General features: G+C 59.5%; 24 protein-coding genes. 13 read left to right on the forward strand and 11 right to left on the reverse strand.

All coding sequences use genetic code 11. The annotated features are described in order from the left end of the window. Positions 1-552: 552 nt before the first annotated feature. On the forward strand, positions 553-1,464 hold the full coding sequence (locus D0B32_RS12240) for a hypothetical protein (protein WP_220444935.1): 912 nt from the start codon (positions 553-555) through the stop codon (positions 1,462-1,464). Further along, a complete protein-coding gene (locus D0B32_RS12245; RefSeq protein ID WP_117334257.1) occupies positions 1,448-1,915 on the forward strand; it encodes a hypothetical protein in 468 nt (155 codons plus the stop codon). The genes D0B32_RS12240 and D0B32_RS12245 overlap by 17 nt, the downstream gene beginning before the upstream one ends. 119 nt (positions 1,916-2,034) lie before the next feature. Here the strand turns inward: D0B32_RS12245 and D0B32_RS12250 are convergent, their stop codons facing one another. From D0B32_RS12250 to D0B32_RS12275, 6 genes are all read right to left on the reverse strand, one after another. Beyond that, positions 2,035-2,442: a DUF3331 domain-containing protein gene (locus tag D0B32_RS12250; protein WP_181969791.1), complete on the reverse strand. Its 408-nt coding sequence runs from the start codon at positions 2,440-2,442 to the stop codon at positions 2,035-2,037. A gap of 212 nt (positions 2,443-2,654) precedes the next feature. Beyond that, positions 2,655-3,089, reverse strand: a complete 435-nt coding sequence (locus tag D0B32_RS12255; protein ID WP_117334259.1) for a MarR family winged helix-turn-helix transcriptional regulator — start codon at positions 3,087-3,089, stop codon at positions 2,655-2,657. 66 nt (positions 3,090-3,155) lie between these two features. Then, the gene (locus D0B32_RS12260; RefSeq protein ID WP_181969792.1) at positions 3,156-3,893 is read right to left on the reverse strand and encodes a winged helix-turn-helix domain-containing protein; all 738 of its coding nucleotides are present in this window, start codon (positions 3,891-3,893) and stop codon (positions 3,156-3,158) included. Between the two features lie 245 nt (positions 3,894-4,138). Further along, a complete protein-coding gene (locus D0B32_RS12265) occupies positions 4,139-4,780 on the reverse strand; it encodes an HD domain-containing protein (RefSeq protein WP_117334261.1) in 642 nt (213 codons plus the stop codon). Positions 4,781-4,876: 96 nt separating this feature from the next. Then, a complete protein-coding gene (locus D0B32_RS12270; protein WP_117334262.1) occupies positions 4,877-6,358 on the reverse strand; it encodes a catalase in 1,482 nt (493 codons plus the stop codon). A 497-nt stretch (positions 6,359-6,855) separates the two neighbouring features. Further along, a complete protein-coding gene (locus tag D0B32_RS12275) occupies positions 6,856-7,824 on the reverse strand; it encodes a helix-turn-helix domain-containing protein (protein WP_181969793.1) in 969 nt (322 codons plus the stop codon). Between the two features lie 370 nt (positions 7,825-8,194). Here D0B32_RS12275 and D0B32_RS12280 point away from each other — a divergent pair, with 370 nt between their 5' ends. After that, on the forward strand, positions 8,195-8,872 hold the full coding sequence (locus tag D0B32_RS12280; RefSeq protein WP_117334264.1) for an alpha/beta fold hydrolase: 678 nt from the start codon (positions 8,195-8,197) through the stop codon (positions 8,870-8,872). Positions 8,873-8,933: 61 nt separating this feature from the next. Here the strand turns inward: D0B32_RS12280 and D0B32_RS12285 are convergent, their stop codons facing one another. The 3 genes from D0B32_RS12285 to D0B32_RS12295 all read right to left on the reverse strand — a co-directional run bounded on the left by D0B32_RS12285 (position 8,934) and on the right by D0B32_RS12295 (position 11,761). Further along, positions 8,934-9,587 (reverse strand): DUF429 domain-containing protein, encoded by a 654-nt coding sequence (locus D0B32_RS12285; protein WP_117334265.1) that lies wholly within the window; start codon positions 9,585-9,587, stop codon positions 8,934-8,936. Positions 9,588-9,832: 245 nt separating this feature from the next. Next, on the reverse strand, positions 9,833-10,249 hold the full coding sequence (locus D0B32_RS12290) for a DUF2917 domain-containing protein (protein ID WP_181969794.1): 417 nt from the start codon (positions 10,247-10,249) through the stop codon (positions 9,833-9,835). Positions 10,250-10,546: 297 nt separating this feature from the next. Further along, a complete protein-coding gene (locus D0B32_RS12295; RefSeq protein ID WP_117334267.1) occupies positions 10,547-11,761 on the reverse strand; it encodes a sensor histidine kinase in 1,215 nt (404 codons plus the stop codon). A 340-nt stretch (positions 11,762-12,101) separates the two neighbouring features. On the opposite strand from D0B32_RS12295, the gene D0B32_RS12300 reads away from it, so the two are divergent. The 4 genes from D0B32_RS12300 (at position 12,102) to D0B32_RS12315 (ending at position 14,103) form a co-directional block, all read left to right on the forward strand. Beyond that, positions 12,102-12,464 (forward strand): PleD family two-component system response regulator, encoded by a 363-nt coding sequence (locus D0B32_RS12300; protein ID WP_117334268.1) that lies wholly within the window; start codon positions 12,102-12,104, stop codon positions 12,462-12,464. A gap of 61 nt (positions 12,465-12,525) precedes the next feature. Continuing rightward, positions 12,526-12,954: a response regulator gene (locus D0B32_RS12305; protein ID WP_117334269.1), complete on the forward strand. Its 429-nt coding sequence runs from the start codon at positions 12,526-12,528 to the stop codon at positions 12,952-12,954. Between the two features lie 104 nt (positions 12,955-13,058). Continuing rightward, a complete protein-coding gene (locus D0B32_RS12310; RefSeq protein WP_117334270.1) occupies positions 13,059-13,442 on the forward strand; it encodes a response regulator in 384 nt (127 codons plus the stop codon). Between the two features lie 223 nt (positions 13,443-13,665). Next, positions 13,666-14,103, forward strand: a complete 438-nt coding sequence (locus D0B32_RS12315) for a response regulator (protein ID WP_117334271.1) — start codon at positions 13,666-13,668, stop codon at positions 14,101-14,103. A 55-nt stretch (positions 14,104-14,158) separates the two neighbouring features. On the opposite strand, the gene D0B32_RS12320 is transcribed toward D0B32_RS12315, so the two are convergent. Next, entirely contained in the window at positions 14,159-14,857 is a 699-nt protein-coding gene (locus tag D0B32_RS12320) for a FadR/GntR family transcriptional regulator (protein WP_117334272.1), read from the reverse strand. A 240-nt stretch (positions 14,858-15,097) separates the two neighbouring features. Here D0B32_RS12320 and dgoD point away from each other — a divergent pair, with 240 nt between their 5' ends. The 4 genes from dgoD (at position 15,098) to D0B32_RS12340 (ending at position 18,561) form a co-directional block, all read left to right on the forward strand. Continuing rightward, the gene (dgoD, locus tag D0B32_RS12325; protein ID WP_117334273.1) at positions 15,098-16,246 is read left to right on the forward strand and encodes a galactonate dehydratase; all 1,149 of its coding nucleotides are present in this window, start codon (positions 15,098-15,100) and stop codon (positions 16,244-16,246) included. Between the two features lie 73 nt (positions 16,247-16,319). Further along, the gene (locus D0B32_RS12330; RefSeq protein WP_181969795.1) at positions 16,320-17,696 is read left to right on the forward strand and encodes an MFS transporter; all 1,377 of its coding nucleotides are present in this window, start codon (positions 16,320-16,322) and stop codon (positions 17,694-17,696) included. A gap of 284 nt (positions 17,697-17,980) precedes the next feature. Beyond that, positions 17,981-18,283: a hypothetical protein gene (locus D0B32_RS12335; protein ID WP_117334275.1), complete on the forward strand. Its 303-nt coding sequence runs from the start codon at positions 17,981-17,983 to the stop codon at positions 18,281-18,283. Positions 18,284-18,345: 62 nt separating this feature from the next. Beyond that, positions 18,346-18,561 (forward strand): YodC family protein, encoded by a 216-nt coding sequence (locus D0B32_RS12340; RefSeq protein WP_117334276.1) that lies wholly within the window; start codon positions 18,346-18,348, stop codon positions 18,559-18,561. 118 nt (positions 18,562-18,679) lie between these two features. Here the strand turns inward: D0B32_RS12340 and D0B32_RS12345 are convergent, their stop codons facing one another. After that, positions 18,680-19,609, reverse strand: coding sequence for a copper resistance D family protein (locus D0B32_RS12345; protein WP_117334277.1), 930 nt, complete (start codon positions 19,607-19,609; stop codon positions 18,680-18,682). Between the two features lie 566 nt (positions 19,610-20,175). On the opposite strand from D0B32_RS12345, the gene D0B32_RS12350 reads away from it, so the two are divergent. Together D0B32_RS12350 and D0B32_RS12355 are read left to right on the forward strand one after the other, a co-directional pair. Then, positions 20,176-20,907: a c-type cytochrome gene (locus D0B32_RS12350; protein WP_117334278.1), complete on the forward strand. Its 732-nt coding sequence runs from the start codon at positions 20,176-20,178 to the stop codon at positions 20,905-20,907. Positions 20,908-20,927: 20 nt separating this feature from the next. Further along, positions 20,928-22,226: a cytochrome c gene (locus D0B32_RS12355; protein WP_117334279.1), complete on the forward strand. Its 1,299-nt coding sequence runs from the start codon at positions 20,928-20,930 to the stop codon at positions 22,224-22,226. The last annotated feature ends 113 nt before the right edge of the window (positions 22,227-22,339 follow it).

Raw genomic sequence — 22,339 nt, forward strand, 5'->3', positions numbered from 1 at the left:
TTGAGCTTGCTCGATCGACGCTCCTTGAGGGACTCTATAGTATGCAGCTGATCGATGCGACGCCTACGCCGACCTTCCAGGACATCTGCATGTGTGTCATACCTTCGGCGACCAAGCGATTGACCGCGTCAACATTCGTTCGGGCAGTTAGCTCACGACCTTGGGATTTCCCCGTTTGCTGCGCCTCTGCGATTCCGCCAACTGGCGCTAAGCAGCATCTCGCGTTCGAACCGCGCCATGGCACCATTCCATCCGAGTCGAATCTATGGATGCAGAGCGCGGCCCGAGGGCAGCGTGGCACGGATCGCCTTGAAAGGAATACCTGCAAAGCTCCCGTCGCGATTTTGATCGACTGTATTGGAAATTTCGCGCGTCCTAGAAGGCTTGGCGCGGCGAGGGAGACTCGGCTTTTCGCTGCATGGCCTCTCAACCACTCCTTATAGATTTGCGCGTTCGCGACACTTGACACTTATCTCACTACGAAGCTTGCGATCGCGCCCCATGTCCATGCACAATCGCCACCGGTCAGGTAAACTGTAAGAAGAACACGAAATGAAACCTTTAACGGGAAGCGGCACTTATTATCTTGGACGAGTGTTGAAACTCGGAGAGCTTAACCAAGAGAAGCTGATTGATGCGATCCGGAATCCTAGCCCGTATCATTACCGCGATCACAGATGGGCATTCATCGATCTCGAGGATCACCTCGACGACGCGCAACCCTACATTTTCGGTCGGCTCTGCAAATACGCACCGGATGCTGAGGTAACGATTGTAGATGAACAAAACAAAGCGGAGCGATTGCAAGGAGAGCCCAATCTCTTGATATCAGCGAGCCCTTTTGTTTATCTTCCAAACCACTCAGGAATCGCCTTTCTGCGGGTTTCCAGCCATATCGAGGTGAAAACCTTCTGCGACAGATTTACGCGGATTATTGAGGGAACATACTCGAACTTTTTTGTGGATTGTGAGATAGAACTCATATCTGATCTACGTGCGTTCGCAACCAAGGTTTCCGCACTTGATTCGATACTTGAATTAGATGCAAAAGTTTCACCGCCAAATCCACTCTTTGGCCCACTTTGGGCACCTCTTAAAGACTACCTAATCTCTCGAAATTCGGATTCGATTAAGGTAAACGAGAAAGCCGCTCCCAACGAGAAAATCAAAACGGATCTGGCATCGTTAATTCGTCGCGCGGCTAACGATGAGGATATCAGTAGCGTGGAGATGCCACTGATAGAACGGGCGATCTTCATGTCTGCCGATGGATATGGTCACGGGTACATAAAAGGTAAAAATAACAACGAGACGGTTGTAATTAAAACAAGCGAAACTGCGGTGAATTTTAATTTCAAGAAATCCCCAGCATCTCATGAACTATCAAATAAAACCGAAGCGATACTAAATAAGATCCAAAAAGATCGTCACATGGAGCACGGCAGCGATGAATCGAATAGCTGACATACTTCGCTGCGTCTTTATTTCCTTCGAATTTTTTTTCATAACATCTATCTTTTTCTTACTTTTTCGTTTTCCTCATCCGCTCGTCGTCATTGATCAATCTATTCAAGCGAGCTCTGAAGCTTCAAAGTATCTACCCGGTTCGGTAATTGGGCTGATGATTTTTTGTGCAAAAACGGGAACCGAAATACTTCTTCCCGGAAATTCCAAAGACAAGATTCTCGTTGAGTGGCCCATGTATGAAAAACTCGAAGACCGTGTGTATTGCGGCCTAGTGTATTGCGTGCTATCGACGATGGGCGCAATTATTTATTTGATATCTCCACTCTTTATTTCTCGCATCATTTTAATAACAATTTTCCTGTCGGCCGCCTCTGTTGCATTTTTGATAACAGCTCAATTTTATTTGGCCAAAAATAAGATCAAGATGCTGCTTGAGCGTCATACCTGATTAATTTAGCCGATAGCCCCTCGAGTAACGCTACATCATGCGACGCGTTTTACACTTCAATGCGACATCCGTAGTGAACGGCAACCCTATTATTCGCCGACCGAACCAACTCGCGCAAATCATCCCGTTTCCCCCGCCGCCTCCACAAGAACCGTATCCACATACCGCGCCGAAAGCACCTCGGCACTCCGACGCGTACCTCGCATCGAGCCTGATAGTTTGTAAATCGTGTCGCCGCGGGCAATCCGCTCACCCGTCATCGCACAGACTCCCTTCTTCTTGGCAATCGCTTTGCGCCACGTCTGAGAGCCGTCATAGCCGGAGCAAGCGTGTCCCCAGGAAATGCTGACAGCATGCTCGGACAAGCGGTCGACCAGGCGGACTCGCGCGCCATCTCGCCATGACAAGGCGGCTCGTCGACGTCCTTTTCGGCTCGCGTCCGCGTAGGCCTCTGCGACACAAGCGCGATCCTGAGACAGATACCCGACGATCTGCTGCCAACGGGAATGCATATCGAGCTGATTCATCATCGCCTCCGTGTTCATTGCGCACGACTGCTACAACGTGACTGGATCAGGGCATCGGCGCCGTTCGTATTACCGGTGAGTCGCACCCGCCCACGCGGCAAATGCACCCAGTATGACGAGCCGATTTTTTGACGTTAAGTTAAATGATGTTAAGCATCGCGCAACGTTGAAGCGCGGATTCGACGGTTAGATTCAAGTTCCAAATATGTAGGTTAACTAACCATCAACGTAAGTGCAGCAATCAGTCTGACCACGTCTTCGTCTTGCAGGAAACCGAATCTCGCTTGCAGAACCTCCGAGGCCGCTTTGCACAGTTGCGCGAGTCTAGCGTCGCCACGATGAGTCAAAGAGACGATAACGCCCCTTCGATCCTCGAGGCTTCTCGTACGCTGCACCCATTCCTCAGCCTCCAGCTTGTTCAGCGCTCTGGTAACGAGCGCTGGATCAACCTTCATGTGACGTGCAATGCGGGCAGGCGACCAGGCGGTCGTGCTTGCGAGCATGACGAGCATGCTGAACTGGAAGAACGTAACCCTGTGGCCCGACAGAACCGAGTCCAGATGATTTCTGATGACGTCGCCCGCTTGCTGAAGCCTGATTGCCAACTCTTGATGCTCGGAAAAGCCAATGCTTCGAGGGTTCATCATGACGACCTCAACTGTTCAAGTCGGGCCAGTGGGATATCACACGCACCCCCTTGCGGGGCTTTTTATCTAGATGGACTCCAGCTCCAGTTGTAGCGTTGGTTCACACTCCTCCGTCTGCCGGGGCTGCACTTGCCCCATTGACATGCCGTACTGACCCATACGGTTTTCGATAACCGGCTCTTGCCGAGGAATAGCTCGATGCACGAGGATAAAAATCAAAAGCCACGGAGCTGCGTCGTTCTTGACGGCAGGATGCTCTTTCTGACGAAGTACCGGCGCATGCACGCTACGTCGACCAGGCTTGCCGGCGACCATGTCGCGTTGACTGTGTCGGATGGCGCCTTCGCGAACCTGCCTCACGAGGCTCGTATGCCGCCCGCGGCGAGTGCGTGAGCTAACCGGCAAAACGCCTCGACCGCGCGAATTCGAAACGGAAAACTCCTTGGAAGAATCCAGAGCCGAACGGTGGCTTTCAACGGAACGCAGTGCATGAAGCTCTTCCCGTACAAAACGGTAACCTCGCCCAGCAATGTTCTTGATGTAGCTTGAATCTGGCTCATGTTCCCGCAGCACACGTCTGATCGAGGTGATCTGCACGCGCAAATTGTTATCCTCGACAACCGTTTCGGGCCATACGTGAGCCATCAGCTCACTGTGTCTGACGATGTCGCCGCGCCGCTCCACTAACAAAGCTAACAGGCGCATGGCTCTATGCCCGAGTTGCACTTCGGCCTCGCCAACAAATAGCCGCTCACTGTCCAGTAGCAACCTGAACACCCCGAATTCACAAACCCGGCCACTCATCACAAACCTCCAGGGATTCGCGCTGCGGTTCATCGTGCGCAAGCTCAATCATCACCGCGTACAGGGTGAACATCGGTTCGCGAACATGAGTCGTCCGCGCCGCTCGTTGGGCGACGCTCGCTGGAAGACGGCGCCACGAAGGTAGACGAAGCGTCAACCATGAACGTGACGACAGGATCAGCAGGCGCCTGGGGTCAAGGCCTGCTGCACCGAAATGACTTTCTCGACTTTCCGACAATGCAACGCTACGCGGGCCACTTCGACTCGCGTATCACGCAGCAGAAGTTGCCCCTCCGGAAGCTCGGTTCCTTATCGGCAATCACGTCGGCTTTGACGTTTCCAAATGTGGTATCTGGCTTCGTCTTGATCCCATCATAGAACGCCTGGATGATGTCTTCCTTGAACTGCGGCGTACGTGGGAAAGCCTTGGTCACCGCGTCGCGCTCGGCCTCGCTGTACTGCTCGTACTTCATGCCGAGCACGTCCATCTCGACGCCTGCCGTGACGAGCGCGACCACTGGATGCATGTGTTGCGGTATGCCGGGGGTGGTGTGCAGGGCAATCGCCGTCCATACCGTGTCAATGTCGCCTTGCGAGATGCCATGCTGCTTCATGAAGTCGCTGGCCGCATTGGCGCCGTCCACCTCGAATCGTTCGTCTTCGCTGCTGTATTGCTTCATCAATCCAAAGTCATGGAACATGCAGCCGCAATAAAGAAGCTCCGGGTCGAACTTCAAGCCGCGGTCCCTGCCCGCAAGGGCGCCAAAACAGAAGACGCGACTCGAGTGATTGAAAAGTAACGGCGTCGTATGTTCGCGGGCGAGTTCCGTGACCTCGCTTGCGAATTTGCTGTCCGGAATCTTCACTCCGCCAATGTCGATAGTCATGACTGCATCCTCAGATTCAATGGCCGTGTTCAATCATTGCAGGCACGCTCGCAGCTTGTCGCGAGCGTGCTGCCCGATGTCATGCATGCAACAAGCTCAGCGGGATTTCTCAGGTTCAGACCGCACGGGCGTCGTGCCCTTATCATGTTCCTCGAACGCGTGACGAACCCCGGCGCCATAGGCAGGGTCGGCTTTAGTGCAGTGTTCGACGTGCAGGTCACGAATTGCCTGCGAGACGCCATGCATCGCGCGCGCCGTGTTTTCGAACAGGACTTTCTTTTGCGCGTCGGACATCAGGCGAAACAGGTCACCAGGCTGCGAGAAGTAATCATCGTCTACACGATGGTTCCAGTGCCCCGCCTCCCCTTCCACGGGCAACGGAGGCTCCGAATAGTCAGGCTGGTCGAGCCATTCGCCCTTGGTGTTCGGGTTATACGGCGTGGCGCCGCCCATGTTTCCGTCCACGCGCAACAGGCCGTCGCGGTGATAGCTGTGGTAATGCTTCGCTGCTTTGGGCGAATTGACGGGAATCTGATGATGGTTCACGGACAATCGGTAGCGCTGCGCATCCCCGTAAGAGAAGAGACGACCCTGCAACATCTTGTCGGGCGAAAAGCTGATACCGGGGACGACATTGGCAGGGTTGAAAGCGGCCTGCTCCACATCTGCGAACCAGTTGTCCGCGTTGCGGTTGAGTTCGAAATGGCCAACTTCGATGAGCGGATAGTCTTTCTTCGACCACACCTTCGTGAGGTCGAACGGGTTCACCTTGTAGTTCGACGCCTCTTTCTCCGGCATGACCTGGAAATACAACGTCCAGCGCGGAAATTCGCCGCGCTCGATGGATTCATACAGGTCCCGGTGATGCGTCTCGCGGTCAGACCCAACCAGTTCCACGGCCTCCTCATCGGTCATGTTCTCGATGCCTTGCTGCGTGTGCATATGAAACTTGACCCAAAAGCGCTCACCCGCCTTGTTGATCAGGCTGAACGTATGGCTGCCGAATCCGTGCATATGCCTGAACGTGCGGGGGATGCCGCGGTCGCTCATGATGATGGTGACCTGGTGAAGCGCTTCCGGCAGTTGCGTGAAGAAATCCCAGTTGCTCTCTGCGTTTCGAAGGCCTGTTCTCGGGTCCCGCTTGATGGCGTGATTGAGGTCTGGAAACTTCAACGGGTCTCTGAGAAAGAAGACCGGCGTGTTATTGCCGACGAGATCCCAGTTTCCCTCTTCGGTATAAAACTTGAGCGCGAAGCCGCGGATATCCCGCTCGGCGTCGGCCGCGCCGCGCTCGCCCGCGACTGTCGAAAAGCGCGCGAACATCTCCGTGGTCTTGCCAATTTCAGAGAAGAGCGCAGCGCGCGAATACGCCGTGATGTCGTTGGTCACCGTGAAGGTCCCAAAGGCGCCCGAGCCCTTGGCGTGCATGCGCCGCTCCGGAATCACTTCACGGTCGAAGTACGCAAGCTTCTCCAGCAGCCAGACGTCCTGCAGCAATGCAGGTCCGCGTCGGCCCGCGGTCTGGGTATTTTGGTTATCTACAACTGGCGCTCCAAAGGCCGTCGTCAACTTGCTCATTCAATTCTCCGTCTGTGGGTTGCGACAAAGGAAGCCTCCGGGCCAAAACCCGGAGGCGCAGGCATACGTTCGGCCCTTGTCAGTCACGCTATTTGTTGTACGTTGATGTGCCTACGGAGAAACCGCGACGAGCGCGCTCTCACCGTCGTTGATATCGGTCACGCGTCATCTGGATCAGAATGACGGTTAGGAACCCTATTGGTATGCGAAGAGAAAAACTCGTTTCAGGCTTCGCGCCCCGCAATGCCTGGCGGGCTCGATTCCTGATTAGCTTGCATGCAGTGTATATGCTGGTTGACGCCGCGAACGGCAGGTTCTCTCTGCCTAAATACTTCGTGCCACGTCACGCAAAAACGATCTCGCAAGGTGAACGGCGGCAGGTGCTTTGCTGGGGCCACGCAAGCGGACATGGCACGGGCGAGCCGCGAGAGGAAGCGGGCTGGCTTGGCGGAATGAGGAAAATGGTTAACTGGGCCTGCCCAACCGCTGGATTCGAGCTACGACTCTTTCCGATAATGCCGAGGCGGCTTGCCAAACGCAGTTTTGAACGATTGACTGAAATGGGGAAGACTATTGAAGCCCCAGCCAAACGCGATATCGCCGATAGACCGACTCGACTGCCCCGGATCTCTCAGGTCGCGTGCGCACCTCGCCAGGCGGCGATCCCAGATGTATCGCTCAGCGGATTGTCCTTCCGAGGCGAAGATCGTGCTCAGGTAGCGCCTGGAGATGCCGAGGTGCTGTGCGACGTCAGCAGGCGACAAGGACGCGTTGCGCAGATTGGTTTCGATGTAAGCACGCGCGCGCGATGCCAGCAATGACTTGCCGTTGGACGCATTCGATCGCACCGCGCCTTCGTTCTCCACACACGACGCCACGGCCATCATGGCCATTTCCGTGGCGTGCTCTGTGAGCCGTTGCGCCATTGCCGGCGGCAGCCGGTCATAGCTTCGTGCAAGCGTCTTGATGAATTCATTGGTGACGCTGCCAATCGGACTGTGGTTCGTGACCACGGTCGCGGTGAATCGCTCGACCGATCCGATCTGCTTGCGTACCAGTGCCTTGGGAACCTGAAGCACCAGTTGCGACATGCTGGCCGGAAAATCAGCGCTGAACGTCCTGGACGTGTCGAGCAGCGTCAGGTCGCCCGGCTTGAGCACGCCGCGCCGGCCGTCCTGCTCCACGATTGCCTCGCCTTCTGTCTGCAGGCAAATGAACACCTGCTCTTCACCGGCTTGCGAGAGCTTTGGCTTGGCGCGAGCGATCTCGTGCGTGGCCGCGCCAATCTTGATGAGGTTGGCGGGTTGCGAAAGGTGGGCCGTGATTCGACCAGAAAACGTATCGGACGCACAACTGGAACACTCGAGGTGCGTGAGCAACGAACCAACCTGGCTTTGCCAGAAGTCCAGCCGGCCGCCAATCGGAACGGGGTCGGTGGAAATGATCACGGGAGCGTTGGCTGTCATCGCACTCGGCCTGAAGACAAATTTCATTAATTGGGAAGCGCCGGATGTCTACTGCGCCTGCGGCATGGAAATGTTCCACAAAATGCCAGTTATCTTCATACCTAATCAATGTTATGCGCTCCTTACAGAGTCGCACAATGCTAGACGCCGTCAACGATCATCCAAAAATTTTCTCTGGTCAAGGAATCATTCACGTTGCGGGCAAACGGCTCGCTTCTCGCCGCTGGCAACACGTGTTCAGGGGAACTGTCGCGGACGCAGGCGCAACGCCACGGTTCGCGCTTAGCGACTTTTAGCAACGTTTCACTAGGGTCTCTTCGCGGCACATCGGACACTCTCGAGTCCTTCTTCCCTTTCCAAGGATTAAACGATGAGCCAGGTAACCGCGATTTTGGTGCACGGGGCGTGGGCCAATGCTGCATGCTGGTCGAAGGTCATTTCCGCGTTGGACGCCCGAGGGCTGCGCAGCATTGCGGTGTCCATGCCGCTCACCTCGCTGGAAGAAGATGCCGCGGTGGTGCGACGCGCCATTGCGCTGGCCGAGGGACCGGTTGTTCTGGTGGGCCATTCCTACGGCGGTGCCGTGGCAACGGTTGCGGGTAACGAAAGCAAGGTGACCGGTCTGGTGTACGTGGCCGCGTTCGCGCCGGATAGCGGAGAATCGGCGGGTGGCTTGAATGCCAGCGTCGAGCCAACCTCGCTCGCGGCGGAGATTCGCCCCGACGCCGAAGGCTTCCTGAAGCTCACGCGCGAAGGAATTGATTCGAGCTTCGGGCAGGACCTGACGGACTCGGAGAAGCTCATTGCATACGCCACGCAAGGTCCAACGGCTGCGAAAGCGCTGGGCGATGCGGTGTCGACTCCGGCATGGAAAACCAAACCCTCGTGGTACATCGTGGCTGAACACGACCATGCCATTCAACCGGCTCTGCAAAGCAAGATGGCTGAACGGGCAGGTTCCACGAGAAGTTCGGTTGCGTCGAGCCATCTCGTCATGCTGTCTCATCCAGATGCGGTCAGCGACGTTATCGTCGCCGCGGCGTCGTAGCAGCGAATCATCTAGTGGATGGAGCGGGCGACGCCGTCCCGCACCCGCAGGACGGCTTATTTCATGGTGCCCGATGCATAGCCGCCGTTATGGTAGGCACCACGATAAACCCGCCCGCTTCATCGCCGTACGCATGTGTTTTTTCCGCGAGAAAAAGCGTTGCGGTCAGCGCGCATAACGCTGCGTCGACAGAGTCAATATTCGTCAGCGCAGCCGTTTCGATGCCTGCGTTCTCCAGAATGTGTCGGCGCTGGACTCGCTTTTGTTTCGCCGAGGCCACTTCTCTTCCGAGGAAGGCGGAGGCGATGGCGTGCGGAAACGTCTCGAAGCAGACGCGGTCATGGTCCGCATCGTCCTTCGTGAAGAGCGGAAAGTGCCGGGAGAACGTGTCGTAGATACGCTCTCCGTTCAGCATCCAGCGGTAGAAGCCGCTTCGATTCCCTATCGCACGATCGCGGGTTGGGGTCGCGAAACAAGAGATGCGTTGCCGGGCCAGCGCTTTCTCCGCGCTGCGGCCCGTTCCTTCCGCGCCCCATCGGCAAGGCGCGTCGATTCCGACAGCAGCCACACCGCGGTCGATGCACTCCTGCAACATCTGATCCGGCGAAATCGCGCTGGCATTGAGCAAGATCTGCGTGCCACGCAAAACCACGAGATGGTTGCCTTTCCGGTCACCGCCGACATCTATTCCGGCAACGGTTCGTTCTGAGTTCATTTCCGATTCCCTCTGGCGACGACTCGACTTTCAGTCCTGTGCCGTCTCAAGCGACGCGACGCCGAATGTTACGGTATGCCGGCCCGCAAAATTGAGAGAACGAATGGCGCCGCCGTCATTCCACGTTTCATCTGGCACACGCCGCCGCCCTATCCTCCCCAGCCCGGCCCGGAAAAACAATCCGCCATTGCATTACGCACTCCTACGTTATCATCCGTAGAAGTTATAAAAGAACGGGCCACCTTCTAGCGCCTGAGCGCCGAGAACACGCCAACAACTACGTTCTTGCCGCGCCCCAGGCTGCGACTCAGCAGCGCGTCGAGCCATGCCCCACGCGCCGGGTAATCGCAAGTCAACGTCACTTCCGCATGCGCATCATCCTCAGCGCTGAGCCAAACCCGCTCGCCACGGGCAACGCGCACCAGTTCACCCGGTCGCAGCCAGTAGTCGTAAGACGAACAGATGCGCGTAAGCCACACGCGCGAACTGAAAGCGCGAATCTCCGAGTTAGCCTTCACGCGCCATGACAGGGTCTGTCCAGGCGCAAGCGCCAGATGGATCACAAGGCGCGGCTTTGGCGACACGCCGACGCAGACGCCGTCGCGACCAGGTGGACTGCCAGTTAAAGAGGAGTACTCAAGGGGTGGGATTGCATCTTGCATCGTCATCTCCGTCAATTGAGCCGGCAGACGAAGAAGGCGCCACAAACTAAAAAGGCCTCTTCCGTTACCGGCGAGGCCTTTGTGACTTGCGTTACTACAGGATGCTAACGCGCACACGCCCCCGATGATCGACCCAGTTGGGTAATCATTCGGAATTGGTGCACAACAGTGATGCGGATGGGCGCTTGCATGTCGTCAAGTGTCTATGGCGCGCAATCGCTTGTCAATAAAAAAGTGCTCAACCACAACGCGCGTGCAACACAGCTTCACGACGCATCGCAAAAATGCTCGGCACGATCACTCCAACACTAACTCCAGCGGAAAACAAATCTCGAACACCGTGCCGCTGCCCTCGTGAGATTCGAAGCGAATCTGCCCTTGCAACACGCGGCAGATTTCCTTGACGATCGCGAGGCCCAACCCGGTGCCCGGTATGTCATCGCCGGCTGCGCGTTCAAACTCGTCGAACACGCGATCCGTGTCGGCCGGCGCGATGCCGATGCCGGTATCGGACACCCGGATCAACCAGTGGCCCTCGCCGGCGCGAAGCATCGCCAGTTCGATTTCTCCCGCAGAGGTGTACTTGGTCGCGTTCGACAGCAGATTGAGCGCGACTTGCTTGATCTTGAGACGATTCGAACTCACCCGGGACAATTGCGCGTCAAAGCGTGCATGCAAAACAAGCCCTTTCGCTTCGACGGCGGGCCGGCACGACGTCGTCAGTTCATCGAACAGTTCACGCAGGTTGAAGGGTTCCAGCTCCACCGGACTGTTATCGCCCAGCACCACGGAGTACTCCACCATCTGATCGACCAGTTGTTTCATATCCGCCGTCTGACGGTTGGCCAGCGTGAGTGCCGCATCGGCCTTGGTCGGCGCGCGGCCGATCAGTTGCAGCGCCACGGAAAACGCGTTCAGGAAATTGCGCAGATCGTGCACCACGCTGCGCGTAACCTGCATTCGCGATTCGTGAAGGTCGCTCACCAAGCGCTGCTTGAGCGTCAGTTCGTGGTTCGCCCGCTCGAGCCGGCCCGTGTAATCGTCGATTTTGCGGTCGCGTTCGCTGACCACCTCGCGAATCGAGGTCAGCGTGACAAAGCTGAGCGCCTCGGCAATCAGGCGCCGCGCCCGTTTCTCGTGACGGCGCGTGAAGCCGTGCTCCTTGTCCGCGAAGGTCTCCAGCGCATCGGACAGCGTCGCATGAAACAGGTCGAGTTCGCGCACCAGTTCCTCGATGCGGTAACCCTGACGCCAGCGCACCATGCCGTGCATGCGGGCATCGCGCTCGATGGCCGATTCCACTTTCTCGAGATCCTCGGCCTCCAGCGCGACGCACAGGCCGGCCAGAATCTCCGGCAAATGATCCGCGAGTTGTTCGTAGGTCAGCTTGTCGGCCTCGACCAGATCGGCATCCCCGAACACATCTCGCATCCACTGCTCGGTCAGACGGACGCGCTCCTCGCGCAGGAAATCAGCGAAGCCGCGCAGCGGTCCTGCAGGCATAACGGTCATAGCGGCCACTCACGAGTATCGTTTCTACAACGGAAAGTGCATCTTCAGGATGAAATGCGCGGTGTGAACCACCCTCTGACGCCCCAGCAAACAGGTAGACCGCACGCACCATTAGACGCCAAACCCGCGCAACTGCCGATGAGTATTGACCCGGCCGCCCTGCACAGCCACCCGTCGGGCGCGAAAATGGCGCCGTCATGGCAATGCCGCCACGAATGGAACGCGTTTTGCATACCTTTAACCCCGTGGACGCGTTGCGTCGGTCGGATAACGCGCAGATCGCGACGCGCAACCTCGGTCACGCCAAGAACCAATCAAGAGTCAATAAAGGCAGTCGGACATGCATTCAATCCTGCTGGTGGACGACGACCCTGAGTTACTCGCTGCCTGGCAATTCGTTCTTGTTAATGAGGGATATCAGGTGCGCAGCGCGCCCAATGGAGTGCAGGCGCTGGAAGACCTGAAGCACCATATCCCGGATCTGATCATCACGGACTGGATGATGCCATTGATGGGCGGTGCCGAGTTGTGCCGTCAATTAAGGGCACACCCCGAACTCGCCCGGGTGCCCATTCTGGTTCATTCGGCGGCGGTACCCGCCGCGGAAGAAGTACAAATGTGGAACGTCCGGTTACAAAAACCAGCGCGGATGAACCTGTTTCTCACGACAGTCGAGCAGTTGTGCAAAGGAAAAGCGCCGTGACGCGAATCACGGCACGAAGCTTGCTGGTCTGCCAGGCTCATTGTTTTACAGGCGGTTGAAATTGTCCCGACTCCCATCTTCGTGCCAGACGTGGAGCGCTCGCAAGGTCCGCGTCCTGAATGCCATCCCGCGGGTTCTGGTGGTGGACGACAATCCCGGCGCAGCGGAAGCGCTCGCCACGTATCTCTCGCTGGAAGGCGTGGAGGCGCGCACGGCGAATGGCTGCAGTGAAGCGCTGCGCTGCGTGCGGGACTGGGTGCCCGACGTGGTCGTGCTCGACATCATGATGCCCGGACGTGACGGCTTCGAAACGGCCCAGGCGCTACGCAGCTACCTGCCCACGCCGAACCTCGGCATTGTTGCCTTCACGTCGCTCGATGACGACCACGTCCGCGAAAAGGGCGATGGCCGCCATAATTTCGACGGCTATTGCCGCAAGGGCACCGCACCCGTTGCGCTGCTCGCCTTGATGCAAAACCTGTGGCGCTAACGGGCGACGGCGCAGCAGGTCCAGCGCAACCGAGCCGAATAGCGACGCGGTAACGATGGCCGGGCAACGGCTCGCCGATCTCATTTCAATCAGTATTTCTGATCATGGCACAAGCAAAACAGATTCTGCTGGTAGACGACCAGGCCGACGCCATCGACGCGTTGGCCATGCTGCTCGAACTCGACGGCCACCAGGTCCGCACCGCGTATAGCGGTGCCGGCGCGCTGGCGATCGTCGACGGCTTCATCCCCGATCTTGCGTTGATCGACGTGTCGATGCCCGACATGAGCGGCATGGACCTCGCGCGTCTGCTGCGCCAGAACCAGGCGCTCGCGAGGACACGTCTCGTGGCACTGACCGGCTTCAGCGACGAAGCCAACAAGCGCCAGGCCACGGATGCGGGCTTCGACGCCCACGTCGTCAAGCCGCTCTCGGCGGATCAACTGGCCAGCCTCATCGCTAACGCCAGCGACGCTCCGGCGCCCTGAACGAGGCGCGCCGCTTTCCCCTTCGGCGCTTTTATCAGCGCTTTTACCGACGCTCTCATCGGCACGAACGAAAAACAACTGCCCAGCATCGCAGCAAATCTGCACTCACGAAATGCAACTGCGCGTACATAGAGCAGCGGACGTTGCGGGTCTTTAGGGAACCTCATCACGCGGGGCATGGTTGTTGCGAAACAGCAGACAAGCTTTTTTATCTTTCTGCCCCATGTCTACAATTCTGCTGGTCGATGACGAAGAAGACGCTCTGTGGATTTTCCAGCTTGCACTGGAGAGCCAGGGCTATCACGTCATCCTGGCAAACAGCGGACAAGCCGCGCTCAGCAAGGCAAGCCGGTGTCTGCCCGACCTGATCGTCACCGACTGGAACATGCCCGGCACCGACGGCGTAGAACTCTGCGAGCGGCTCAAATACTATCCGGCGCTCGCGCAGATTCCGATTGTCATGTCCTCCGGCGATACCCCACCCAAGGAAAAATCGTCGCTGTGGAATGTGTTTTTGCCGAAGCCGGTTGAACTGAGCGCGCTCGAATCGGTGATCGGCTCGCTACTCGCGAGGCGCCTCGCCAGCCCGCATCACGACACGCACGTGCCGGCACCGGCGCCATCCCGATGGCCCGCGATGCCTGTAAAACTCCTGTTCTAACGGCACGATAGTTTTATCCGCCCGGCCTCAGCCAGCTCCAGGCTCACCCCCACGCCTACGCCTCGATGCGCCGCCGCGTGACCCCGAGCAGACCCGCCATCGCGCGCTGCGCGCCCGCTGCGTCCCTTGCCCCGATCGCTTCGAACACTGCCGTATGCTCGGCGAGCGACGCGTTATACACCTCGGCGCGGCGCGCGTTCAAGCGCAACTGGGCTTCGAGCGTACGCTCGATCAGGGTGCCAAGCGGGATCAACAGTTCGTTGCTGCATGCGGTCAGCACGCTCAGATGAAAACGCAGATCGGCGCGCACCCATTCGTCGACATTGCGCGCCGCGGCCATCGCAGCGTGGGCCGCCGCCAGCGCGGTGTACGTCTCTTCCGTGTGGGACGACGCAGCCAACGCGGCGGCGTACGGCTCGATCATCTCGCGCATTTCCTGAAGCTTGAGCGCGAACGTCAACGGCTCGGCCACCCGCGAATACCAGTCGAGCACGTCGACATCCAGCAGATTCCACGCAATGCGCGGCCGCACGCGCGTACCCACCCGCGGACGCGACTCGATCAGTCCTTTGGAGGTCAGCGTACGCAAGGCCTCGCGCAACACCGTGCGGCTCACGCCGAAGGTGTCCATCAACTCGGCTTCACGCGGCAAGACAGTCTCTGGCGCGTAGTCGCCGCGCAGGATGGCCGTGGCCAGCATTTGGGCAACACGCCCGTGCAGATCGTGTTGAATAAAAAATCTCCAGGCCGCCATGCGGCGTCATTTGTTCTCGAACGCCCGCGATTATCGGGCATCCCGGTGGTATCAGCGACAACGATCCCGCACCCATACAAGGCGGAATAGTACTATTAATAGTATTTAAAGGCGATTTTGTTGTAGCATGTGGCTCCTCGGATATTGCGTCGGCTCGATCGTCGGATCATTGAACGTCCGCAGCGCGCCGGCATTTGCCACCCACGCCATGACGTTGCACGCATACAGGAGACGTTCACCATGAAAATCACCAAGCTCGAAACCTTCATCGTTCCGCCGCGCTGGTGCTTCCTCAAGATCGAAACGGACGAAGGCATCGTCGGCTGGGGTGAGCCGGTGGTCGAAGGCCGCGCGCATACCGTCGCCGCAGCGGTCGAAGAACTGTCCGACTACCTGATCGGCAAGGACCCGCTGCTGATCGAAGACCATTGGCAGGTGATGTACCGCGCCGGCTTCTATCGCGGCGGTCCAATCACGATGAGCGCGATCGCCGGCGTCGACCAGGCCCTGTGGGACATCAAGGGCAAGCACCACGGCGTGCCGGTCCATGCGCTGCTCGGCGGCCAGGTGCGCGACCGCATCAAGGTGTACTCGTGGATTGGCGGCGACCGCCCGAGCGACGTCGCGAACAACGCGCGCGCGGTGGTCGATCGCGGTTTCAAGGCCGTGAAGATGAACGGCTCGGAAGAACTGCAGATCATCGACACCTTCGACAAGGTGCAGGGCGTCATCAACAACGTTGCTGCCGTGCGTGAAGCAGTGGGTCCGAACATCGGCATTGGCGTGGACTTCCACGGCCGCGTACACAAGCCGATGGCGAAGGTGCTCGCCAAGGAACTCGATCCGTACAAGCTGCTCTTCATCGAAGAGCCGGTTTTGTCCGAAAACGCCGAGGCGCTGCGCGACATCGTCAACCAGACCAACACGCCGATCGCACTGGGCGAGCGTCTGTACTCGCGCTGGGATTTCAAGCACATCCTCTCGGGCGGTTACGTGGACATCATCCAGCCGGACGCGTCGCACGCGGGCGGCATTACCGAGTGCCGCAAGATCGCCTCGATGGCCGAAGCGTATGACGTGGCGCTCGCGCTGCATTGCCCGCTGGGTCCGATTGCACTGGCAACCTGCCTGCAGATCGACGCGGTCAGCTACAACGCGTTCATCCAGGAACAAAGCCTCGGCATTCACTACAACCAGGGCAACGACCTGCTCGACTACATCAAGAACCCCGAAGTCTTCAAGTATGAAGACGGCTTCGTGTCGATTCCGCAGGGCCCCGGCCTCGGCATCGAGGTGAACGAAGAGAAGGTTCGCGAGATGGCCAAGGTCGGTCACCGCTGGCGCAATCCGGTGTGGCGCCACACCGACGGCAGCGTCGCAGAATGGTAAGCATGTGAACAAACGCCGCCTGCGGGCGGCGTTTGCGTTTCAAGAGCCGGCGAGCGGGCAAGCCGGCAAGTCCATGCGAACTCATCGCAACAAAAACACAGGAGCACTAAGGGTGGGGACAAGCGTAAAAGCAGACACACGAGCAGGCGCAAAAGCAGAAGCGCAGACGGACGCCACGCCGATGCAGGCCACCGGCAAACGTCACCGCCTGCTGGTGATGCTGTTCATCACCGTTGTCATCACGTATCTGGATCGCAGCAATCTCTCGATTGCTGCCACCGCCATTGCACAGGATCTGCAACTCGATCCAGCGCACATGGGCCTGATTTTCTCCGCATTCGGCTGGTCGTACGCGCTGCTGCAGATTCCCGGCGGGATGCTGGTCGACCGTTCGCGGCCGCGTCTGATGATGGCGCTGATCGTCGGTCTGTGGTCACTGGCGACTCTGGTGCAAGGTTTCGCCAGCGCCTTCGCGGTTTTGCTGTCGCTGCGCGTGCTGCTCGGACTGCTCGAAGCGCCGTGCTATCCGACGCTCAACCGCATCGTCACGACCTGGTTTCCCGACAGCGAGCGCGCCCGGGCGATTGCGCTCTACACATCCGGCCAGTACGTGGGACTCGCGTTCCTCACGCCCGCACTCGTGCTGACGCAGGCGCGTTTCGGCTGGCAGGGCATGTTCATTCTCACCGGCCTGATCGGCCTGGTGTGGGCGCTGATCTGGTATGCGCTGTACCGCGAGCCCGCGGACGCGCCCGGCATCAACCAGGCCGAACTGGAGACGATCCGCAGCGGCGGGGGGCTCGTCGAACTGAGCGGCGCTCGCACCCAGCGGGCGCGCTACACGGCCGCCGACTGGCGTGCCGTACTCGGCAACCGCAAGCTGTGGGGCGTCTACATTGGCCAGATCGCAGTGACCTCGACGCTATGGTTTTTCCTGACGTGGTTTCCCACCTACCTCGTCAAGTATCGCCATATGGATTTTCTCAAGGCAGGCTTCATGGCGGCCGTGCCGTTTCTGGCGGCGTTCGTCGGCATTCTGGCGTCTGGCCTGCTCTCCGATGCGATGGTCCGGCGCGGTGTCTCGCCCACGCTCGCACGCAAGGTGCCGATCGTCACCGGGCTGCTGCTGTCCACCGCCATCGTGGGCGCGAACTTCGTCGACAGTCCTGCGATGGTGATCCTGTTCATGGCCATTGCGTTCTTCGGCAGCGGCTTCTCGTCGATCACGTGGGTGCTGGTTTCATCCATGGCGAAAAAAGAACTGCTCGGTCTCACGGGCGGCATGTTCAATCTGATGGGCAACCTGTCGTCCATCTGCGTGCCGATCGTGATCGGGCTGCTCGTCAAGGGCAACGACTTCGGCCCGGCACTCGTGTTCATGAGCGCCGTGGGCGTGGTCGGCGCGCTGTCGTATCTGTTCCTCGTCGGCAAGATCGAACGGATTCGCTAACAGAATCAGGGGCGCAAAAACGGTCCAGAAAAGTTGTCGGTGCGTTAGCCCGCAAAGCATCTGAAGCGGCGTTACGTGAGGTAACGCCGGCGGCGTCTCAGTTACGTAACATCCCGGGCGGGAACGGCCTCGAAACGCTAGCAACAGCCGTTGCCCGGTCTTTTCGCAAATCGCGGAGAGCCTTGTACAGCAAGCCTCTCCGGCTGTCGCTCCGGGCCAGAATAGCCGCCTGGCCTGCTCCTTGCTCTAAGCAATACAAACGATATTGCAAGGGAGCAACGATCATGGGCGAATACCTTCCAGACTATCTGATCCGCGAGCAGGCAGCCGTAGGCGCACTCGTGGTGTTCGGCGTGCTGCGTGTCATCGGCGCAGCGCTCGCGTTCCAGCGCGGCTGGCGCATCTCGACCGTCGAAAAGTGTTTCATCGCTGCAGCACTGATCTACTGCCTGCCGCAACTGTTCGACGTGCTGACCCAGTTCTACGGCGCCCATAGCGCGAGCGCAGAACTCGAAGGCAAGGTCAGCGGCTGCGCAATTGCGTTGTTCTGTGCGCCGATCCTCGGACACAAGCTCGGCTACGAATAAGCCGGCATGTTTGAAACGACGCTGGTTTGAAACGCACTGTACGGACGCTGGGACGAATCGAAATGAAGCTGCTGTCACGTAAAACAGTTGTGCGCGCCGGCGACCTGCTGACGCTCAAATCAGGCGGTCCCGCGATGACGGTGACGTGGGCCGGGCCGGTGGTGTTCGCGCCGGGCACCTGGACGATTTGCCAATGGTTCGACAAGGACGGAGAACTCCGCCAGGAGATGTTCTCCGAAACGATGCTGGAGCGAGTGCCAGGGGCACTTGCAGCTTAACGGGCAGTAACGGGGCAACCGGCTCTGCCGGGCGACCACGTGTGTTTGGCGCCGCACAGTTTTCTGTGCGGCGCTTTTTTATGTGGCGCGGCGGGCAGACTTAGCCTTGCCCCCGGCCTCAACCCAACGCGGCAAACGCCGGTGCAACGTGCGACAGCGCCGCGGCGGCGACCAGCACGCCGAGCATCGCCAGCGCTTCCAGATACAACAGGTTGGTGAACGTGTGGGCATCCATCGTGGAAGCCGTACGCCGCAGACGCGGCAGCGCCGAGAAGCGGTTCATTGCGCCGAGCGCCAGCACCATCGCGACCAGCGCGAGCTTGAGCATCAACACATGCCCCCACGTGCTGAGTTCGAGCGTGCTAAACGAACCGCCCGCGCCGCGCACGGCGTTGAAGATGCCCGTCAGCAGCACGAAGCCCACGGCGACCAGCGACACGTTCGATATCTGCAAGGCCGTGCGAATCAGCATGCCGCGTGCGGTCGACGTACCGAGCGCCGGCAGCACCGCGAGACCGGATGCGATGACGAGCCCGCTCCACACTGTCGCCGCGAGCACGTGCAGGACATGCACGCCGATCGCTTCCGAGATCGTGCCGCCATCGGCCGCGTGCCCGAGCGACGCCTTGCCGGCGGCAATGGCAATCACCGCGAGCCACAGGAAGGCGTTACGCCAGGTACCGGTCGACGAGGACAACGCCGTCAACAGCAACACCAGCGCGCCGACGAACGCGACGCTCCACGCGTAGCCCACGTGCGTTTGCGCAAGCACCGTGGGAATCACGCCGAACGCGTGCGGCAACGTGACGGCGCTCATCGACGCGGCCTCATACAACAGCCAGCCGAGATCGGCCAGCAGCAGCACGATGCTCGCCGTCACAAACGAGCGTTGCGCCCGCAACCATGCGAGACGCGCCGGGGCCGCCTTGCCCTGACCATCCTTGACGAGCCATGCGCCGAGCAGCGCCGATCCGACGGCGAACGCAAACGCGACATTCATGAGCGCGGCCATTGCGACCTGCCCGATCCAGAGTCCGTCTACGATCATTGGGTATCGAACGCGAACGCGCCGTGGGAAAGTTGGCCGGCAGCGGCGGCGCGGCGGCAAGCGGGATGTCGTTGAACTGAAGCCTGGCAGTGCACGGCGCACGGCGCGCCGCAGACCGCCGGCGCGAGGCGCGCTGGGCAGGAGAAATCAGATAGATTCATGTAAGGCAGGTGGTGGGTCGGAAGGAACTCAAGCTAGCGAGCTAAACAAAGGAACAACGGATCGCGGGCGGCGCAGCAAGACACCGGCGCCCCGGGAGTGTACGCTTCGATGGTCTGCACGCGTGTGGGTTCAATGTCGTTGCGGGCACATTCGTTCCGAAGCTCACGGCAGAGGGGTCGAGGATGGCAAAAACCGGAAAAGGACTTTTGCGTGATGCTCGAGGCCTTGCTGGACAACCCCGCATCACAACTATGTCAAACTGTCACATCGGCGTTTACGAGAGGCATCGTGTCGCCTGTGGCAAATAGTCACCATCACCCATCGATGATAGAATGCTGCGTCGCCGCAGCGCCAGCTGCACTCAAGCCGAGCCGCCTCGAAGTTCGGTCGGGTCCCCGAATTTGATGGAGTTACGCGTGTCTTCAAGACGCATTTTCCGCCCGCTGCTTGCCCTTCTGCTGATCGGCGCTGCTGGCGTCTATAGCGCTGCGAAAGCGCAGACTCAACCTCAGGCTCCCGACACGATGGAAGCGCGCGTGCAGGGCTGCACGGCGTGTCACGGCACGCATGGCCAGGGGACCGACAACGACTACTTCCCGCGCCTCGCAGGCAAGCCGGCTGACTATCTGTACAACCAGCTGAAGAACTTCCGCGAAGGGCGCCGCAAGTACCCGCCCATGAACTACCTCGTCACGTATCTCTCGGACGACTACCTTCATCAGATCGCGACGTACTTCTCCCAGCAACGTCCGCCCTACCCGCCGCCGGCCAGGCCCACAGTCTCCGCCGACACGCTGGCACGCGGTGAAAACATCGTGCTGCACGGCGACCCGGCCAGAGAGATCCCGGCCTGCGCCGCCTGTCACGGCAAGGCACTGACGGGTATGGAACCGGCTATCCCAGGTCTCGTCGGCCTGCACTCGGACTACATCAGCGCGCAGCTCGGCGCATGGCGCTCGGGTTCGCGTCACGCCATCGCGCCTGACTGCATGCACACAATCGCCACGCGACTGACCGATGATGATGTGAACGCCGTTGCCTCCTGGCTGTCGACGCAGTCGGCCCCGCAAAACCCCGTGCCGGCTCCGGCCCGCTCGATGAAGACTCCGCTTGCCTGCGGCAGCGAACCGCAATAAGGCACCGGGAGAGATAACCAATGAAACGCAAGTCCTTGTTCGCCCTCTCGGCAGTCGTCGTGGTCGCGGCCGCTGCCCTCGTTCCCGTCCTGTGGTCGGGCGGCGACTACCTGCACAACGGCAGCGCCATGGCGGCTACGCCCGCCGACCAGGCCGAACTGATCAAGAGGGGCGAGTATCTCGCCCGCGCCGGCGACTGTATCGCCTGCCACACGGTGCGCGGCGGCAAGGAATTCGCCGGCGGCCTGCCCATGCTGACGCCGTTCGGCACGCTGTTCACGCCGAACATCACGCCTGACGACCAGTACGGTATCGGCAAGTGGAGCCAGGACGACTTCTATCGCGCCTTGCACACGGGCCGCTCGAAAGACGGCAGCCTGCTCTACCCGGCCTTCCCGTTCACCAGCTACACGAAGGTCTCGCGCGCCGATTCGGACGCGATGTACGCGTACCTGCGCTCGGTCGCGCCGGTCAACGTGCCGAGCCGTCCGCATGAACTGAAGTTCCCGTTCAACAACCGCAACCTGCTGATCGGCTGGCGCACGCTGTTCTTCCGTGAAGGCGAATACAAGCCGGATCCGACCAGGTCGGTGGAATGGAACCGCGGCGCGTACCTGATCGAAGGCCTCGGCCACTGCGGCATGTGCCACACGTCGATCAACGCAATGGGCGGCCCGGTGAACTCGGCGGCCTTCGCGGGCGGCCTGATCCCGTTGCAGAACTGGTACGCCCCGTCGCTCACGTCCAACAAGGAAGCCGGCCTCGGCGACTGGGACATCAAGGACATCCAGGACCTGCTGAAGAACGGCACTTCGCAACGCGGTGCGGTGTTCGGCCCGATGGCGGAAGTGGTCCACAACAGCATGCAGTACATGACGGATGAAGACGTTCAGGCCATTGCAACATACCTGAAGACCATTCCGCAGAAGAGCGAAGCGCCGGAAAACCTGCAGCTGCAAACTTCGCAACAGTTCGGAACCGAACTGTTGCAGCAAGGCCAGAAGATCTACGCTGACAACTGCGCGAAGTGTCACGAAGCGAATGGTCTCGGCCAGCCGCCGAACTTCCCGCCGCTGGCGAACAACCAGTCGATCCAGATGCCGTCGGCTGTGAACCCGATTCGCATGGTGCTGAACGGCGGATATCCGCCGAGTACGGGTGGCAATCCGCGCCCGTACGGCATGCCGCCGTTCGCGCAAGCGCTGTCGAATCAAGAAGTGGCTGCAGTCGTCACCTACATTCGTATGTCGTGGGGCAACCACGGTACGCCGGTGTCGCCGCAGCAGGTTTCTGATCTGCGTTCCGCGCCGCTCGACTAGGCGACGCGAGAGACATGGAGGGCGCGGCCTGCGGGAAACCGCGGCCGCGCCCTTCGTTTTTTCAGGACCGGTGGCAGAGCCGTGCGCGCACAATGGCGCACGTGCCGAAACCG

The organism is Paraburkholderia sp. DHOC27, from assembly GCF_003429005.1.
Lineage (GTDB): Bacteria > Pseudomonadota > Gammaproteobacteria > Burkholderiales > Burkholderiaceae > Paraburkholderia.

What these genes read in the sequence shown, in the direction of transcription:
- D0B32_RS12240 (WP_220444935.1), top strand. Translation starts at nt 553, where the DNA reads ATGAAACCTTTAACGGGAAGCGGCACTTATTATCTTGGACGAGTGTTG.
- D0B32_RS12245 (WP_117334257.1), top strand. Translation starts at nt 1,448, where the DNA reads ATGAATCGAATAGCTGACATACTTCGCTGCGTCTTTATTTCCTTCGAA.
- D0B32_RS12250 (WP_181969791.1), bottom strand. Translation starts at nt 2,442, where the DNA reads ATGAATCAGCTCGATATGCATTCCCGTTGGCAGCAGATCGTCGGGTAT.
- D0B32_RS12255 (WP_117334259.1), bottom strand. Translation starts at nt 3,089, where the DNA reads ATGATGAACCCTCGAAGCATTGGCTTTTCCGAGCATCAAGAGTTGGCA.
- D0B32_RS12260 (WP_181969792.1), bottom strand. Translation starts at nt 3,893, where the DNA reads ATGAGTGGCCGGGTTTGTGAATTCGGGGTGTTCAGGTTGCTACTGGAC.
- D0B32_RS12265 (WP_117334261.1), bottom strand. Translation starts at nt 4,780, where the DNA reads ATGACTATCGACATTGGCGGAGTGAAGATTCCGGACAGCAAATTCGCA.
- D0B32_RS12270 (WP_117334262.1), bottom strand. Translation starts at nt 6,358, where the DNA reads ATGAGCAAGTTGACGACGGCCTTTGGAGCGCCAGTTGTAGATAACCAA.
- D0B32_RS12275 (WP_181969793.1), bottom strand. Translation starts at nt 7,824, where the DNA reads ATGACAGCCAACGCTCCCGTGATCATTTCCACCGACCCCGTTCCGATT.
- D0B32_RS12280 (WP_117334264.1), top strand. Translation starts at nt 8,195, where the DNA reads ATGAGCCAGGTAACCGCGATTTTGGTGCACGGGGCGTGGGCCAATGCT.
- D0B32_RS12285 (WP_117334265.1), bottom strand. Translation starts at nt 9,587, where the DNA reads ATGAACTCAGAACGAACCGTTGCCGGAATAGATGTCGGCGGTGACCGG.
- D0B32_RS12290 (WP_181969794.1), bottom strand. Translation starts at nt 10,249, where the DNA reads ATGCAAGATGCAATCCCACCCCTTGAGTACTCCTCTTTAACTGGCAGT.
- D0B32_RS12295 (WP_117334267.1), bottom strand. Translation starts at nt 11,761, where the DNA reads ATGACCGTTATGCCTGCAGGACCGCTGCGCGGCTTCGCTGATTTCCTG.
- D0B32_RS12300 (WP_117334268.1), top strand. Translation starts at nt 12,102, where the DNA reads ATGCATTCAATCCTGCTGGTGGACGACGACCCTGAGTTACTCGCTGCC.
- D0B32_RS12310 (WP_117334270.1), top strand. Translation starts at nt 13,059, where the DNA reads ATGGCACAAGCAAAACAGATTCTGCTGGTAGACGACCAGGCCGACGCC.
- D0B32_RS12315 (WP_117334271.1), top strand. Translation starts at nt 13,666, where the DNA reads ATGTCTACAATTCTGCTGGTCGATGACGAAGAAGACGCTCTGTGGATT.
- D0B32_RS12320 (WP_117334272.1), bottom strand. Translation starts at nt 14,857, where the DNA reads ATGGCGGCCTGGAGATTTTTTATTCAACACGATCTGCACGGGCGTGTT.
- dgoD (WP_117334273.1), top strand. Translation starts at nt 15,098, where the DNA reads ATGAAAATCACCAAGCTCGAAACCTTCATCGTTCCGCCGCGCTGGTGC.
- D0B32_RS12330 (WP_181969795.1), top strand. Translation starts at nt 16,320, where the DNA reads ATGCGAACTCATCGCAACAAAAACACAGGAGCACTAAGGGTGGGGACA.
- D0B32_RS12335 (WP_117334275.1), top strand. Translation starts at nt 17,981, where the DNA reads ATGGGCGAATACCTTCCAGACTATCTGATCCGCGAGCAGGCAGCCGTA.
- D0B32_RS12340 (WP_117334276.1), top strand. Translation starts at nt 18,346, where the DNA reads ATGAAGCTGCTGTCACGTAAAACAGTTGTGCGCGCCGGCGACCTGCTG.
- D0B32_RS12345 (WP_117334277.1), bottom strand. Translation starts at nt 19,609, where the DNA reads ATGATCGTAGACGGACTCTGGATCGGGCAGGTCGCAATGGCCGCGCTC.
- D0B32_RS12350 (WP_117334278.1), top strand. Translation starts at nt 20,176, where the DNA reads ATGGAGTTACGCGTGTCTTCAAGACGCATTTTCCGCCCGCTGCTTGCC.
- D0B32_RS12355 (WP_117334279.1), top strand. Translation starts at nt 20,928, where the DNA reads ATGAAACGCAAGTCCTTGTTCGCCCTCTCGGCAGTCGTCGTGGTCGCG.